Source organism: Paenochrobactrum gallinarii (genome assembly GCF_014205685.1).
Classification (GTDB): domain Bacteria; phylum Pseudomonadota; class Alphaproteobacteria; order Rhizobiales; family Rhizobiaceae; genus Paenochrobactrum; species Paenochrobactrum gallinarii.
On record NZ_JACIIU010000008.1, the window covers coordinates 76,974 to 91,418 of the forward strand.

The following is a 14,445-nucleotide window of genomic DNA, read 5'->3' on the forward strand; positions in this document are numbered from 1 at the left end:
TGCCGCGCCTTTTGTGCCAGTCAGCAGCTCGAGGGAATCACTCTTCAAGCTAAGCTTGGCCATAATTGCCATCAATCGCACAGCAAATTGTCAATTCGCTTGCCACTTTTTTACATTCATCGCTGGTGAGTTCGGGTGGCGCAATTTTGCGGCCAGGCTTTTCTTCCACATAGGTATGCACAACCCGCGCAACCGCATAAGCACCACCAAGCGCCTTAACGCTGGAAAGGCCGTAATGTCCGCCCTCATCTTTAAAGAACTCTTTATCAAGGCCGAGGCGTTGTGCCAGATTTTTCAGTTCCGCCATAATGATTAGGCGGTGTAATGCCGTGCTTGTCGCCATCTTTCCAGATGTTCAATTATCTCTCTGGTTTATCAGCCATGTGATAATCGGCAAAGTTCAAACTGCGCTGCATTTTCAATGAAAACACAGCACAGCTCAGACTTTATATTAAGAAGTATATTCAATTTACGGGCTGATGACGCTGCTCACCGGCACCGAGAAGCCATTGAACGATAGTGACACCACCATCACGCTGTATCTGCTTATTCAGCATTATTCTCTCTCCCTTAATATGCGCGTGGTTTTCCGCCATCGAGTGCAATGGCAGCTATTATGATGCGGCCGCCAAGGACGGAGAAGTTTTGCGGGATGCAGACCTGCCACAAGCGCATGAGCTTAGTGATGGGGCATTCGTGCGCCCTGTTTTGATTGTGTGTGCCAACAATATGACGCGCATTGCACGTGAAGAAATTTTGGTTCTATTATGACGGTTATTCCGTTTGATCAGAAGAAGAAGCCATTCGCATTGCCAATGATTCAGATTTTGGCTTGGTGGCTGGTGTAGATACTACCAATATCAACCGCGCTTTAGGCTTTCGTCAGCATCTGCGCGCAGGTCTGGGTCAATTCTGTTGGTGTCGTACTTGATGTGGAGTTTCCGCTCAGTGGCTATAAATTTTGAGGCTTTGGCCGTGAAAAAGGCTTGGTAGTTCTTGGCGCATATCAGCTGATCAAAAATATCTGCATCCATCATCCGCTTCGTTAATACGCTGCATCCTTGCCATAAAAAAGCTCCGGTCATTGTGGCCGGAGCTTATATTTTAAAGAGATAAGCGGTCTGCAATTTTTTGTAGTCGTGCAGTGGTAAACTCCACAAATTCGGCACCAATTTCCGAAATGCTCGGACGCTCCGGATAAATAAACGCAAAATGATGCGGAATATCGGGGAGAAAACTGCGCACTTCGATATCCAAATCAAGACAATCTTGTACAAGCAATGAGTTAACAATGGAAACACCTATGCCTTGTGCCGAAAAGCCGCATGCGGAACTCACCGAATGCGCCTCCAACCGCACATGCGGTTTGATCCCATGCGCTGAAAAAGCCAGTTCCAGATCATGACGCGGCGCGCGGCGCCAGCCAAGCAGAACAAGTGGCTCATCGCGCAAATCTTCAGGCCTTATCACTTTCAACTTTGTCAGCCGGTGATCTTTCGCCATGACGCAAACCGAATGCCCCAAAACTGTTTCGGAGCGCACAAAACCCTGCTCAATAGCGGGCAGACGCATGAAGCCAATATCGGCAGTTTTCTCTTCCATGAAACGCTGGATCACATCATAAGTGCCATGCAAAATCTCAAAGCGCACATCAGGATGGACTTTTAGAAAATCCGCAATGATTTCAGGCAGGATACGGCGGCAAAGACCTGGCGGTACAGCTACCCGCAGCAGAGCATTGGAATAGCGGCCAGAGCGGATTTTCTGTGCTGCCTCATTAAGAATATGGATGCGCTCCATCACATCAGAAACATAAGTTTCAAGCAGATGGTTGATACGCGAGGGCACCAGCCGCGCGCCTTCACGCACAAAAAGATCAATTTCCAGATCTTCTTCCAATTGCGTGATCCGACGGCTGATAGCCGATTGCGAAATGCCCAAAAGTTCCGACGCAGCCTGCGTCGAGCCGGTACTCATAACAGCACGATAGGCTTCCAGATCTTTAAACTTCATCAGCAGCCAACTTAAAACTCATGTCAATATCTATGCGCTTTACGCATACATATTCGCGTTTATATCATAATATTGCAAGTGTTTTATGGTTGTGTCAAATTATTCTAATTCCAAACTGGAGGTGGATGGGTGGAAGTTTTATCAGCCAATTTTGATCAGGCGGGCTTGCAATGACGGCGTTTATCATTCGCCGCCTTTTTCAGGCACTGATCGTTTTATTTATTACATCTGTGATTGTCTTTGCCGGTGTTTACGCAATCGGCGACCCGCTGGAGATTTTGCTCCCTGCTGATGCCACCATGGCAGAACGCGCACAGGTCACACAATCTTTAGGTCTAGATAAGCCTTTGATCATTCAATACGGCCATTTCTTGTGGAATGCCCTGCATGGCGATCTCGGCACATCCTTTGTTTATAACCAGCCCTCTGTCAGCGTTATTTTGCAACGCTTACCCGCCACATTGGAACTGGCTTTTTGCGCGTTGATTTTGGCGCTCCTGATCGGTATTCCGCTTGGGCTACTGTCCGGCCTTAAAAGCGGCAGCGCAACCGATGAAACCATCATGACCTGCTCTATCCTCGGTTTCAGTCTGCCGAATTTCTGGCAAGGCATGATGCTGATCATGATTTTTTCGGTTTATCTTGGCTGGTTGCCATCCACCGGACGCGGCCAGACCGGTACTATTTTAGGCATTGAAACCAGTCTGGCGACATGGGACGGCATCCAGCATCTCATCCTGCCTGCCATCAATTTGTCCTTGGCTAAAATCTCGCTGGTAATCCGCCTCACCCGCACCGGCGTGCAGGAAACCATACCGCTGGATTTTGTTAAATTTGCTCGCGCGCGCGGTCTTTCGCCTTTCCGCATCATCAGCGTGCATGTTTTGAAAAACATTCTTATCCCGATCATCACCGTGATCGGCATCGAGTTCGGCTCGCTTATTGCCTTTGCTGTTGTTACCGAAACCATCTTCGCATGGCCGGGCGTCGGCAAGTTGATCATCGACAGTATCAATATTCTCGACCGGCCAATTGTCGTTGCTTATATTCTGGTCGTCGTTTCCATGTTCATCATCATTAATCTGGTCGTCGACATTTTATATTCGCTCCTCGATCCACGCATCAGGAGTAAACGCTAATGCTCCGTCTTGTTCACTCCGTCTTCGGTGATGGTCTTGTCACCACTGCTATCACCGGCATTTTCGGCAGCATTAAAGCCACGCTTGCACTAATTATCTGTATTATTCTGATTTTCTGTGCGGTTTTTGCGCCATTTCTTGCGCCGCAAAACCCTTATGATCTAATGCAGATCGACATTTTCGATGCCAAACTGCCGCCAATGTCAGAAGGCTATAATGGCATGATCTATTGGCTTGGCACCGATGGCCAGGGTCGCGACATGCTTTCCGCCATGCTTTACGGGCTGCGCACCAGCTTGAGCGTTGGCCTGACGGCCGGTTTGCTTGCACTTTTTATCGGTTCGGCACTTGGTCTTCTGGCTGCTTATAGCGGTGGCCGTCTTGATGCATTTATCATGCGTTTTGTCGATCTGATGCTCGGTTTCCCGACCATTCTGGTGGCTTTGCTGATTTTGGCCGTGCTTGGACAAGGCACATGGAAAGTCATTATGGCGCTGGTTTTTGTACAATGGGCTTATTTTGCCCGTGCCGCGCGCGCCGCAGCGCTTGTTGAAGTGAATAAAGATTATGTCGAGGCTGCACGCTGTTTGGGGCTTGGAAAAGCCCGCATTCTGTTTGCACATTTACTGCCAAACTGCATGCCGCCGCTCATTGTTATCGGCACAATCCAGATCGCCAGCGCTATCGCTGCCGAGGCGACGCTCAGTTTTTTAGGTATCGGCTTGCCGATCACCGAACCTTCCCTCGGCTTGCTCATTTCCAACGGTTATCAGGTACTTCTCGCCGGCCTTTATTGGATCAGCGTTTTCCCCGGCCTGTTGCTACTCACACTGGTTTTTTCCATCAATATCGTAGGCGACCGTCTGCGTGAGGTTCTCAATCCGAGGTTGGCACAATGACGGAAGCGCAAAATTTGAACGGCGAAATCGTCCTCGATGTCCGTAATCTGCAAACGCATTTTTTCACACCAGCTGGCGTGGTCAAATCTGTAGATGGTGTCAGCCTGACGGTTCGCCGTGGCGAAATTTTAGGGCTTGTCGGTGAATCCGGCTCAGGTAAATCCATCACCGGTTTTTCGATCATCGGTCTGGTGGATAAGCCGGGGCGCAATGTTGGCGGTTCCATTCTTTTCAAGGGTGAGGAACTGCTCAATGCTTCGCCCAAGCAATTGCAGCATTTGCGCGGCAATCGCATTGCGATGATTTTCCAAGACCCGATGATGACCCTTAATCCGGTTTTATCGGTCAAAACCCATATGATTGAAACCGTGCTTGCCCATGACAATGTCAGCCGTCAGGAAGCATTACGCCGCTCGATTGAAGCACTTAGTATGGTAGGAATTTCGCAGCCTGAATTGCGCATTGAGAGCTATCCGCATGAGTTTTCTGGCGGTATGCGCCAGCGTGTTGCTATTGCGATTGCTCTTTTGCACAAACCTGACCTGATTATCGCCGATGAACCGACAACCGCTTTGGATGTGACCATTCAAAGCCAGATCTTATCAGAAGTGCAAACGCTTTGCCGTGAGCTGGGCATGGGGCTGATTTGGATCAGCCATGATCTGGGCGTTGTTGCAGGCCTCGCCGACCGTGTGGCGGTTATGTATGCCGGACGCATCGTTGAGCAAGGCTTGGTTGATGATGTGCTGGATCGCCCGAAACATCCTTATACGGCAGGGCTTATCGGCTCAGCACCAGCGGCCAATGAACGTGGTGCGCGGCTTACGCAAATTCGCGGTGCAGCTCCCCATCCGCTCAAGCGCCCTGAAGGTTGTGCGTTCCGCACACGCTGCGATTTTGCAAATGATACCTGCCTTTCAGAACCTGCGGAAACATTTGGCGAGCATAGCCATCGCTGGCGTTGTTTCCATCCGCTTTCACCTGTTGCAGGGGAGCAAACATTATGAGTGAAATTTTTGCTGAAGCCAAAAATGTCTCCAAACGCTTTTTTACCGAGCCTGACTTTGCCGAGAAAATCGCCGCCAAACTCGGCGCACAATCCGACCCGCGTGTGGTTCATGCGCTGGATGGCGTTGATCTGCAAATCCGCAAAGGTGAAGTGGTTGGTTTGGTGGGTGAATCCGGTTGCGGAAAATCCACCCTCGGCCGTGTTATTGCCGGAATGCTGCCTGCAACTGAAGGCGAAGTGTTTATCAAAGGCGAAGAGCGCAACAAACTGCGCGGCAAGGCGGCCAAAAATACCCGTTTGAACACGCAGATCATCTTTCAGGATCCGATGTCATCGCTTAATCCGCGCAAGCGCGTCATTGATATTATCGGTGAAGCGCCTGTCGCCCATGGTCTGATTAAGCGCAGCGAAAAAGAAAAACTTGTCACCGAGCTTCTGGAAACCGTCGGTCTTGATCCGTCAATGGCCAACCGCTATCCGCACCAGTTTTCCGGTGGTCAGCGCCAGCGTATCGGTATTGCCCGCGCTTTGGCGGTCAAACCGGAATTTCTGATCTGTGATGAAAGTATCGCAGCGCTTGATATTTCCATTCAGGCGCAAGTGATCAACCTGTTTATGGATCTGCGCAAAAGCTTTGATCTCACCTATCTTTTCATCAGTCATGATCTAAGCGTTGTGAACCACATCGCAGATCGTGTGGTGATTATGTATCTGGGACGTATTGTCGAGGCAGGCACTGCCGAGACAATTTTTGAAAATCCTAACCATCCATATACCGCAGCCTTGCTGGCAGAGGTGCCGCGAATTGATCGCCGCCACCGTGCATTCAGTCCGGTAAAAGGTGAAATTCCTTCACCGATGAACCCGCCGGCAGGCTGCCATTTCCATCCGCGTTGCCCTTATGCAATGGACCGCTGCCGCAATGAGCGGCCGGTTTTGCGCAGTCTGGAAAACCGGCACCAAAGTGCTTGTCACTTAAACGATCTCGAACAAAGACCACTCTTCGACAATACGGGGCATAAAAGGGAGAACCTGTCATGACGTTTTTGAAATCTGTAACAACCGCTGCTTTTGCAGCTGCAATGCTGGCAACCACATCGCTTTCAGCTTTCGCTGATAATGTGGTTATCGGCCGCGCCAATGAACCATCAGCGATTGACCCGCAATTTTCGCGCACCGGCAACAATCAGATGACCGCCGACAATATGTTTGAAACATTGTTGTCAACCGATGCCAATCTGCAAATGCATCCGCATCTGGCCACAGAGTGGAAAAATATCGATCCGCTGACATGGGAAATTTCTTTACGCAAAGACGTAACCTTCCATGATGGTTCGCCTTTTACTGCGGATGATGTGGTTTTCTCCATTGAGCGCACCGATAAAGTGCCAAACAGCCCGGCACCATTTACGGATATGGTCAGCACGGTCGCCAAAGCTGAAAAAATCGACGACCACACCATCCGTGTAACCACCAAACGCCCTAATCCGGCATTGATGGAACAAATCGGCCGTGTTTTCCTCGTTTCCAAAAAAGCCGCCGAAAATGCAAGCCTTGAAGACTTCAACTCCGGCAAAGCGGCTATCGGCACCGGCCCTTACAAATTTGTTGAATGGAAACCAGCAGAATCTTTGAAGCTCGTCGCTTATGACGGCTATTGGGGTGAAAAGCCCGATTACGACAATGTTGAATTCCGCTTTATCGCCAATGATGCTGCACGTACTGCCGCTCTTCTTTCCGGCTCCGTTGATCTGATTGACGCCGTCTCCCCTGCCGATGTTGCTCGTTTACAAGGCGAAAAAAGCATCAAAGTCTACCCAATTGAATCCGGCCGTCTGGTTTATCTCGCGCTGAATATGCGTGATGACACAGCACCAGGCGTAGTGGATGCTGCGGGCAAGCTCATCGAGCCAAATCCGTTCCGCGATGCACGCGTTCGTAAAGCGATTTCAAGCATGATCGACCGCAACCTGATGGTTGATCGTATTTTGAATGGTTCCGGCGTTGCCTCCGCACAGATCGTCCCGTCGGTTCTGGGTGGCTATGTCAAAGACTTGCAGCCAACCAAACCGGATGCTGCTGAAGCCAAAAAGCTTCTGACTGAAGCCGGTTTCCCTGAAGGTTTCGGCATCACGCTTTATTCCTCCAACAACCGCTTCCCAGGGGACGGCGACATTGCTCAGGCTATGGGCCAGATGTTGGCGCGTGGCGGTTTGAAGGTCAACGGCGTGCAGACACAGCCCTATAACGTCTATGCGGCAGCAGCCACCAAGGGCGAGTATGGCGCTTATATCTTCTCGCTCGGTGCATCCACACCAAACTCAGAAGGCAGCCTGCGTTCGCTTTTGCAAACCTATAGCAAAGATGCCGGCACCGGTGGCTTCAACCGTATGCGTTATTCCAACCCCGAATTTGATGCGATGCTAACTTCAGCCATGGAAGAATTTGACCATGAAACCCGCATGAAAAAGCTGGAAGATGCCACCAAAATTGCCATGGAAGATCAGGCGATTGTGCCGCTCTACTTCCAGAAAATTTACTGGGCATCGCGTGACGGCCTCGATTTCACCCCCAACTTGTCCGAACGAACCATTGCACAGGATGTGCGGAAGCAAAAATGACCTTTACACCGAATGAATTGACGTCGGCGACTTTGGTCGCCGACGATGTCATCGTGCATCGCAACGTGATGATTGCGATGCGTGACGGCGTTCATCTGGCAACTGATATTTACCGTCCTTCCAAGGACGGTAAACCGGTGGAAAAGCCTTTGCCGGTTATTTTGGAGCGCACGCCCTATGATAAAGCAGGCACGCCTCGCACAGAATTGTCGGTGAAAAAACCGACCCCCATGTCGCGTCAGGAACTGGCGATCCATCTGGTGCGTCTTGGTTATATTGCTGTTTGGCAGGATTGCCGAGGCCGCTATGAAAGCGAAGGCCATTTCACCAAATATCTGTCTGAAGGCGAAGATGGCTTCGACACGATGGAGTGGATTGCTGCGCAACCTTGGATGAACGGGCGTATCGGCACGCAAGGCCTTTCTTATAATGCGCATACCCAGATGGCGATGGCATGTCTTAATCCCCCCGGACTTGCTGCCATGTCTGTCGATTCCGGTGGTTTTTCCAATGCTTATACCTGCGGCATCCGTCAGGGCGGCGCATTTGAATTAAAACAGGCCACATGGGCATATCACCGCGCGCAAGAGGGAACTGACGATCGCACTGCGGCGGCAGTGGCAGATGAAAACCTGCATGACTGGTTTGCCCAGATGCCGTGGACAAAAGGCCGTTCACCAGTGCGCTGGAACGGAGAATATGAAGATTATCTCATTGAACAGTGGCAAAACGGCACTTTCAATGATTTTTGGAAAAAAGTCGGTATTTATGCCGCCGGTTACTACGACACGTTTCCAAAAGTGCCGACGATTTTCATGTCGAGCTGGTATGATGCCTATGTCACTACAACACTTGAAAATTTCACCGCGCTGAAAGGCGATTCCGAGCGCCCGTTGAGCCTCATCATGGGTCCCTGGACCCATGGCAATCGTTCACGACAGATTTTTGGCGATGTGGATTTTGGTGCACAGGCCGTTTTTGACGGCCAGATCGACGAAGATTGGCTGACCTATCGTGAAAAATGGTTTGCGCATTATTTAAAAGATCAAGCAAACCCGAAACAGGCCGGACGCGTTCATCTCTTCCTGATGGGGACAGGAACGGGCAAAAAAACCGAAGCCGGACATCTCGACCATGGCGGCCGCTGGATTGAAAGCACCGACTGGCCGCTGCCGGAAGCAAAGCCGCTTGATCTCTATCTGCATGCAGATATGAGTCTGCAAACATCAGCGCCGCAAGCAGAAACAGCAGCAATCAGCTATGATTTTGACCCCCGCAATCCGGTGCCGACCATTGGCGGCTCGCTCACATCCGGTGAACCGATTTTCACGGGCGGCGGCTTCAATCAGGTTGAATCGGAAGCCTTTTATGGCTGCTCCCGTCCGGGTCTGCCACTGACAGCACGTCATGATGTTTTAAGCTTCGAAACCGATATTTTGGCTGAAGATACCAGCATTGCAGGGCCGGTTGAAATTGAACTTTGGGTCACAACAGACGCTTTGGATACGGATTTCACCGCCAAACTGGTTGATGTTTATCCGCCATCTGAAGACTATCCGCGTGGCTACGCGCTCAATATTACCGACGGTATTTTCCGCGTGCGCTATCGCAATGGTTTTGACAAGCCGGAACCGGTTGGCAAAGGTGAAGTGTTTAAAATCACCATTTCCCCTTTTGCGACAGCCAATATGTTCAAAAAAGGCCACCGCATCCGTTTGGATATTTCCTCATCAAATTTCCCTAAATATGATGTGAACCCAAACACCGGCGAACCGGAAGGCACCAGCCGCCGTAAGAAAACAGCCGTGAATACAGTTTTCATGCACAAAGGCCGTGCATCAAAACTTAAATTGCAAAAGCTCTGATATGATCAAAAAATGCCCCTGTTTTGCAGGGGCATTTTTATAATTTTTTTCTCTTTAAAAGTTTTAAGATTTTTGTCCGGTTGCATCCGTGGCAACGAACTTCAAAATCCCTGCCAATTGCACCGCTTTTTTAGGTTCTTGCGCAACTACATCTGAAGGATGAGAGACACCATCATTGACCGGCACCTCATCAAAATCAAACGGGCTGATACCTTCCAGGCACGCAACATTCACGCCATATTGATGTGGATTAGAGCGTCGTTGATGATGCGTATAAATACCACAAACCGAGCAGAAATAGTGCTTCGCACTTTTCGTGTTAAATTGATAAAGCGTGAGTTTATCTTCGCCTTCTAGAATATGAATGTCGGATAATTCGGCAGAAACTGCAATTGCGCCACGCATACGGCAATAAGAACATGTGCAGCGGCGCGCAGTATGTAGCCCATCCGACAAACGCACATGGAATTTAACGCCACCGCAGTGGCATTGCCCCGAAATCTCAGCAACATCTTTATTCATATTCCCGCTCACTTTATGCATTATTCATAGAGTTTGTGAAAAATAACATAAAAAAGGCAGAATAATCTGCCTTTTTACTGCATAATTTCAAAAAATTTATTTCAGCAGTTCTTTAACGCGGTTCAAAGCTGCCGAAAAACCTTCCAGTGAAACACTAAGCTTTACTTCATCACCAGACACGGCTTCCGCAATCAAATTCAGTGCCTTGCCGGAATTGAGTGCCTTTAACTGCGCATCACCAAAATTGAGCGGAACAATACAACCGGCAGGCAAGCAAGTTGAAAATGGCTGCGCAGCGCCGGCTTTAGCTTCATCGATCTGCAAAGAAACACCTTTGCTCAATTGCAGGCCAAAAGGCAGCACCAGCGCACCTGTTGCACCATCCGTTGTTGGCTGTAGTTCAACCGCCAAAACACGAGAACCTTTATTATCCTGCTGTTGCTGTGAAAGTGAGCAAAGCGGCTTAGGTGCCTCATCTTTTATTGCCTGCAAACGACATTGCACTGCCCAGTCACCGTGCGTTTCAGACAAAGAACTTGCACCACCAGGCAAAGGCGATGCTTTATTCTTCGCATGTGCAGTTAATATGCCTCCGCAAGAAACCAACAAAGCCGCAATTAATATCAAGTATTTTGGCATGATCGAATATGACATAAAGTGATCCCGTATATACTATTATTAAAATCATCCGCACAATTAAAACAGATGCGCATTTTTACTGTAATTGATTGCCCTTCACAGGCATGTTGTCAATGAAAATTCAGTATGGCAAAGAAAAAACCAATATCATTTGAATAAGTTATATATATATTGAAATAAGCGCTGCTATGATTGACCAATGCACATATTATTGGCTCCATTCTCTGCGTAACAACCGGAAGGTTTCATCGTGAAAACAAAGATCATTATTGATACCGATCCGGGACAAGATGATGCGGTGGCGATTTTACTGGCACTCGCCAGTCCTGAACTCGATATTCTAGGCATCACCACCGTGGCGGGTAACATCCCGCTGGCACGCACTCAAAACAATGCGCGCAAGATTTGTGAAGTGGCAGGGCGAAAAGATGTGAAGAGATTTGCCGGTGCATTAAGGCCATTATTACGCCAATTGCCGAGTTTAATATCTATGTTGATCCGCATGCAGCCCATGTCGTTTTCAATGCCGGTTTACACCGGACAATACTGCCACTGGATGTCACGCATCAGGATTTAACCACCAAAAATCGCATTGATGCCATCCGCCACATTGGCACGCGAGGCAGTCAGATTGTTGCTGCATGGCTGACCTCTTATCAGCGCCATGATGAGGCCGAATATGGCACTGACGGTGCACCGTTACATGACCCGAACTTTATTGCATATTTACTCAAACCAGAGCTTTACTCCGGCCGCCATTGCAATGTTGAAATTGAGATCAACTCCGATCTTACCATCGGTACAACCGTTGTAGACTGATGGGGCGTAACGCAACGCCCAAAAAACGCTTATTATATCCACGATGTCGATGCAGATGGCTTTTTCACGCTACTGACCGGGCGTTTAAGCCGCTTACCGATTTGAAATCACACGAAAGCTCGCTTTTTTAGCTTGTTGCGTCAAATCATTACGGAGTATATCCTTTCCTCAAAAGTGCTTATCAATCTCGTTTATTTCAAACAAAATTCAGGTGTTTTGTTGGCTTCCGGTCTTGAAACCGCAATTACTGCGTCGGATACATTTACACATATGCGCATTATCAATGGCATGGGGATCAGCCTGTGCCTGTCGCGTATTCTGATTTTTTTATCCCGTTTCATCCAGCACCCGACAAAGCACAAAATCTCCAAAATCCATATGGGCTGGGTTTTTGTCATCCTGCTCTGGATCATCCAGTTCTGGTGGGATTATCTGTTTGAAAGCGGCGAAAAAGTCTACGACATCTACACCTATATAGTTGATTTATCTTATGTTTTCGGCCTTTTCTTTATATGCGTAACCCTAACACCCGATGATGTGAACGAATATGGCGGCTATGAAGAATATTTCTTCTCGCGCAAAAAATGGCTTTTCTCATTTTTTATCGCCATCAATATCGTGCAAAACCTGAATGAAATTCGTAATGAACTAAGCGCTCATAATATGAGAGGCTTGATAATAGAATTTGGCCTTTTAGCTTTTAGCACGCTGTGCATTCTGCTCGCTATGCGCGTTAAAACAAAGAAATTCCAGTTCTTCCTGATTGGCCTTTTATCCTTCGGTATTGGCCTTGATTTTATGTTGATTTTTTTAGGAATTGATCATTAAGTAAAATCATATAGGCTGTTTTTAGACGCATCGCTTTATTCATAAGCGGGCTATTTTTACTGATATTTTCTCTTCTTTCAGCAAATATCCATCAGGTTGGCATAAATAGTTGAATAATAAAAAACATCACGCTGTTGAACCTGCACAAGGTTCCGCTGGCCTTTCCGGCTCATCCAGTCCGGTTGCAAACAGCCAAACCGAGCACAACCATAAAGTCGGCATTGCATTGGTGATCGGCGCAACCGCCATTTTCGCTATGCAGGATGCAATTACCAAGCATCTGGTCACTGATTATCCTATCACTTTTATTATTATGGCGCGTTACTGGGTATTTTTTGCCGTCGGAACTATCATGGCAGCGCGCGCCGATGCGGGTTTTAAAAATACTGTCCGCAGCCGTAAACCTGCCATTCAAATCGCACGCGGACTGATATTAGTTTTTGAAATTGCCATGGTTGGTTTGGCGTTCAAAACCATGGGGCTTGCGGAAGTTATCGCTCTCTTTCAATCCTACCCTCTCTTTGTTACCGCGTTAGCGGCGATTTTTTTAGGCGAAAAAGTTGGTTGGCGCCGCTGGCTGGCTTTGGCCGTTGGTTTCGGCGGTATTTTGGTCATCTTGCGCCCCGGCAGCGGCGTGATGGAATTTGGTGCCGTTTACACCATGCTTGGTGCTATTGCTTATGCACTATATCAGATTTTAACCCGCGTTTCCGGCACCAGCGACAGTGCTGTCACATCATTCTTTTATGTGGGAGCTGTTGGTGCGGTTCTCATGACACTAGGTCTGCCACTTTTCTGGGTCAGTATGGCACCGGTTGATTTATTATGGCTTGGACTTTTATGCGTGATGGCCATGTCCGCGCATTTCTTTTTGATTAAAGCGCTGACACTGGCACCGGCAACATTATTGCAACCATTTAACTATTTGCAGCTGGTCTGGTCCATCATTGTCGGCTGGATTGTTTTCCGCGATATGCCGGATCTCTGGACATTTATCGGCGGCTTCATCGTTGTTGGCAGCGGATTATTTGTGTTCTACCGCGAGCAAAAGCGCGCGGCAGAACGTAAAAAGCAGCTCTTAAAAGAAAATGCTGTATAAAAAGCGCAGACAAATTGCGGTCAGGAACAGACCAAATGCCATTTCCAGCTTACGGCGGGAAAGGCTATGCGCCAATTTTGCACCAACCGGTGCCATGTAAATGCTGGTCGGGATGAAGAGCAGGAAGCCGACCAGTGACACATAACCCAATGTCATCGGCGGCTGCAAAGCCGCCACATCCGGGTAAAGTGCTGCGGTTGGCCAACCTGCATAAATATAACCCAAAGCACCCGGAATAGAGATCAGCACACCAACACCTGATGATGTTGCCACGGCTTCATGGATCGGGCGTTTGTAAAAGGTCATGAACAAGGTGGAAAGCTGACCGCCGCCAATGCCCATCAAAGAGGCAAGAACGCCGATAACACCACCAACCAGTTTGACGATGATTTTTTTCGGATAAACTTCGCCCAAATGCCAGTTATCTTTGCCAAACAGCAACCGGATAGCAGTGAAACCAGCCACCACAACGAAAATGATTTTAAACAGTTCTGCCGGAGCATAGCGCGCAATCAGCGCACCGATAATAACACCCACCACCATCGGAACTGCCCAGCTTTGCAGCAAGGCCAGATCAATCGCGCCTTTTGAACGATGGCTGTAAAAAGAGCGGATGGATGTTGGTACGATAATTGCCAGCGATGTACCGATACATAATTGCATGCGCACATCTTCCGGCACACCTAAATAACGGAACAATTCATAGAGAATAGGTACAGCGACCGTGCCGCCGCCAACGCCAAACAATCCGGCCAGCATTCCTGTAATACCACCGGCAACCAGCAGGCCGATGACCAGCCACACCAGTTCATATGTATCAATACCCGTCATTCTCAAGTGTCCGTCATTTTAATTATTGTTAGTTCTTAATCTTACAAAGAGATCGCAACATTTCATATTGGGATTGTTTTGCAAAGCATACATAATCGTTTTAAACTGCAAAGAACGTAAATGCCGCTATTTACGCCAGTATTAGACCATTGAATAGGCTG

15 protein-coding genes and 1 pseudogene are annotated in these 14,445 nt (G+C 48.6%); 10 read left to right on the forward strand and 6 right to left on the reverse strand.

What is annotated here, in order from left to right; translation table 11 throughout:
• Nucleotides 1–49 precede the first annotated feature (49 nt).
• A complete protein-coding gene (locus FHS77_RS09695) occupies nucleotides 50–307 on the reverse strand; it encodes a hypothetical protein (RefSeq protein WP_184222793.1) in 258 nt (85 codons plus the stop codon).
• Between the two features lie 338 nt (nucleotides 308–645).
• Between FHS77_RS09695 and FHS77_RS16400 the strand changes: the two genes are divergently transcribed.
• Complete coding sequence (locus tag FHS77_RS16400; RefSeq protein ID WP_281383598.1) at nucleotides 646–771, forward strand: hypothetical protein; 126 nt, start codon at nucleotides 646–648, stop codon at nucleotides 769–771.
• A gap of 89 nt (nucleotides 772–860) precedes the next feature.
• On the opposite strand, the gene FHS77_RS16120 is transcribed toward FHS77_RS16400, so the two are convergent.
• The gene (locus FHS77_RS16120; RefSeq protein ID WP_210307099.1) at nucleotides 861–1,034 is read right to left on the reverse strand and encodes a hypothetical protein; all 174 of its coding nucleotides are present in this window, start codon (nucleotides 1,032–1,034) and stop codon (nucleotides 861–863) included.
• A 70-nt stretch (nucleotides 1,035–1,104) separates the two neighbouring features.
• Entirely contained in the window at nucleotides 1,105–2,013 is a 909-nt protein-coding gene (locus FHS77_RS09705; RefSeq protein ID WP_184222795.1) for a LysR family transcriptional regulator, read from the reverse strand.
• Nucleotides 2,014–2,183: 170 nt separating this feature from the next.
• Here FHS77_RS09705 and FHS77_RS09710 point away from each other — a divergent pair, with 170 nt between their 5' ends.
• Genes FHS77_RS09710 through FHS77_RS09735 form a run of 6 tightly spaced genes read left to right on the forward strand, consistent with a single transcriptional unit; the run spans nucleotide 2,184 to nucleotide 9,546 of the window.
• Nucleotides 2,184–3,152 (forward strand): ABC transporter permease, encoded by a 969-nt coding sequence (locus FHS77_RS09710; protein ID WP_184222797.1) that lies wholly within the window; start codon nucleotides 2,184–2,186, stop codon nucleotides 3,150–3,152.
• Entirely contained in the window at nucleotides 3,152–4,051 is a 900-nt protein-coding gene (locus tag FHS77_RS09715) for an ABC transporter permease (RefSeq protein WP_184222799.1), read from the forward strand. Before FHS77_RS09710 ends, FHS77_RS09715 begins: the two co-directional genes overlap by 1 nt.
• Nucleotides 4,048–5,058: an ABC transporter ATP-binding protein gene (locus FHS77_RS09720; RefSeq protein ID WP_184222801.1), complete on the forward strand. Its 1,011-nt coding sequence runs from the start codon at nucleotides 4,048–4,050 to the stop codon at nucleotides 5,056–5,058. Before FHS77_RS09715 ends, FHS77_RS09720 begins: the two co-directional genes overlap by 4 nt.
• A complete protein-coding gene (locus FHS77_RS09725; protein WP_184222803.1) occupies nucleotides 5,055–6,101 on the forward strand; it encodes an ABC transporter ATP-binding protein in 1,047 nt (348 codons plus the stop codon). Before FHS77_RS09720 ends, FHS77_RS09725 begins: the two co-directional genes overlap by 4 nt.
• Nucleotides 6,098–7,681 carry an ABC transporter substrate-binding protein gene (locus FHS77_RS09730; RefSeq protein ID WP_184222805.1) on the forward strand — a complete coding sequence of 528 codons (1,584 nt, stop codon included), beginning with the start codon at nucleotides 6,098–6,100 and terminating at the stop codon, nucleotides 7,679–7,681. The genes FHS77_RS09725 and FHS77_RS09730 overlap by 4 nt, the downstream gene beginning before the upstream one ends.
• On the forward strand, nucleotides 7,678–9,546 hold the full coding sequence (locus FHS77_RS09735; protein ID WP_246431284.1) for a CocE/NonD family hydrolase: 1,869 nt from the start codon (nucleotides 7,678–7,680) through the stop codon (nucleotides 9,544–9,546). The genes FHS77_RS09730 and FHS77_RS09735 overlap by 4 nt, the downstream gene beginning before the upstream one ends.
• 63 nt (nucleotides 9,547–9,609) lie before the next feature.
• Here FHS77_RS09735 and FHS77_RS09740 read toward each other — a convergent pair whose 3' ends face one another.
• The gene (locus FHS77_RS09740; RefSeq protein WP_184222807.1) at nucleotides 9,610–10,068 is read right to left on the reverse strand and encodes a GFA family protein; all 459 of its coding nucleotides are present in this window, start codon (nucleotides 10,066–10,068) and stop codon (nucleotides 9,610–9,612) included.
• Nucleotides 10,069–10,164: 96 nt separating this feature from the next.
• Nucleotides 10,165–10,599, reverse strand: a complete 435-nt coding sequence (locus FHS77_RS09745) for an invasion associated locus B family protein (protein ID WP_246431285.1) — start codon at nucleotides 10,597–10,599, stop codon at nucleotides 10,165–10,167.
• A 358-nt stretch (nucleotides 10,600–10,957) separates the two neighbouring features.
• Between FHS77_RS09745 and FHS77_RS09750 the strand changes: the two are divergent.
• The 3 genes and pseudogenes from FHS77_RS09750 to FHS77_RS09760 all read left to right on the forward strand — a co-directional run bounded on the left by FHS77_RS09750 (nucleotide 10,958) and on the right by FHS77_RS09760 (nucleotide 13,453).
• Nucleotides 10,958–11,631: pseudogene (locus tag FHS77_RS09750) on the forward strand (nucleoside hydrolase).
• A 114-nt stretch (nucleotides 11,632–11,745) separates the two neighbouring features.
• Nucleotides 11,746–12,354 (forward strand): hypothetical protein, encoded by a 609-nt coding sequence (locus FHS77_RS09755; RefSeq protein ID WP_184222808.1) that lies wholly within the window; start codon nucleotides 11,746–11,748, stop codon nucleotides 12,352–12,354.
• A gap of 109 nt (nucleotides 12,355–12,463) precedes the next feature.
• Nucleotides 12,464–13,453, forward strand: a complete 990-nt coding sequence (locus FHS77_RS09760; protein ID WP_246431286.1) for a DMT family transporter — start codon at nucleotides 12,464–12,466, stop codon at nucleotides 13,451–13,453.
• Here the strand turns inward: FHS77_RS09760 and FHS77_RS09765 are convergent.
• Complete coding sequence (locus FHS77_RS09765; RefSeq protein ID WP_184222810.1) at nucleotides 13,433–14,284, reverse strand: sulfite exporter TauE/SafE family protein; 852 nt, start codon at nucleotides 14,282–14,284, stop codon at nucleotides 13,433–13,435. The two genes, FHS77_RS09760 and FHS77_RS09765, sit on opposite strands and share 21 nt — an antisense overlap.
• Between the last annotated feature and the right edge of the window lie 161 nt (nucleotides 14,285–14,445).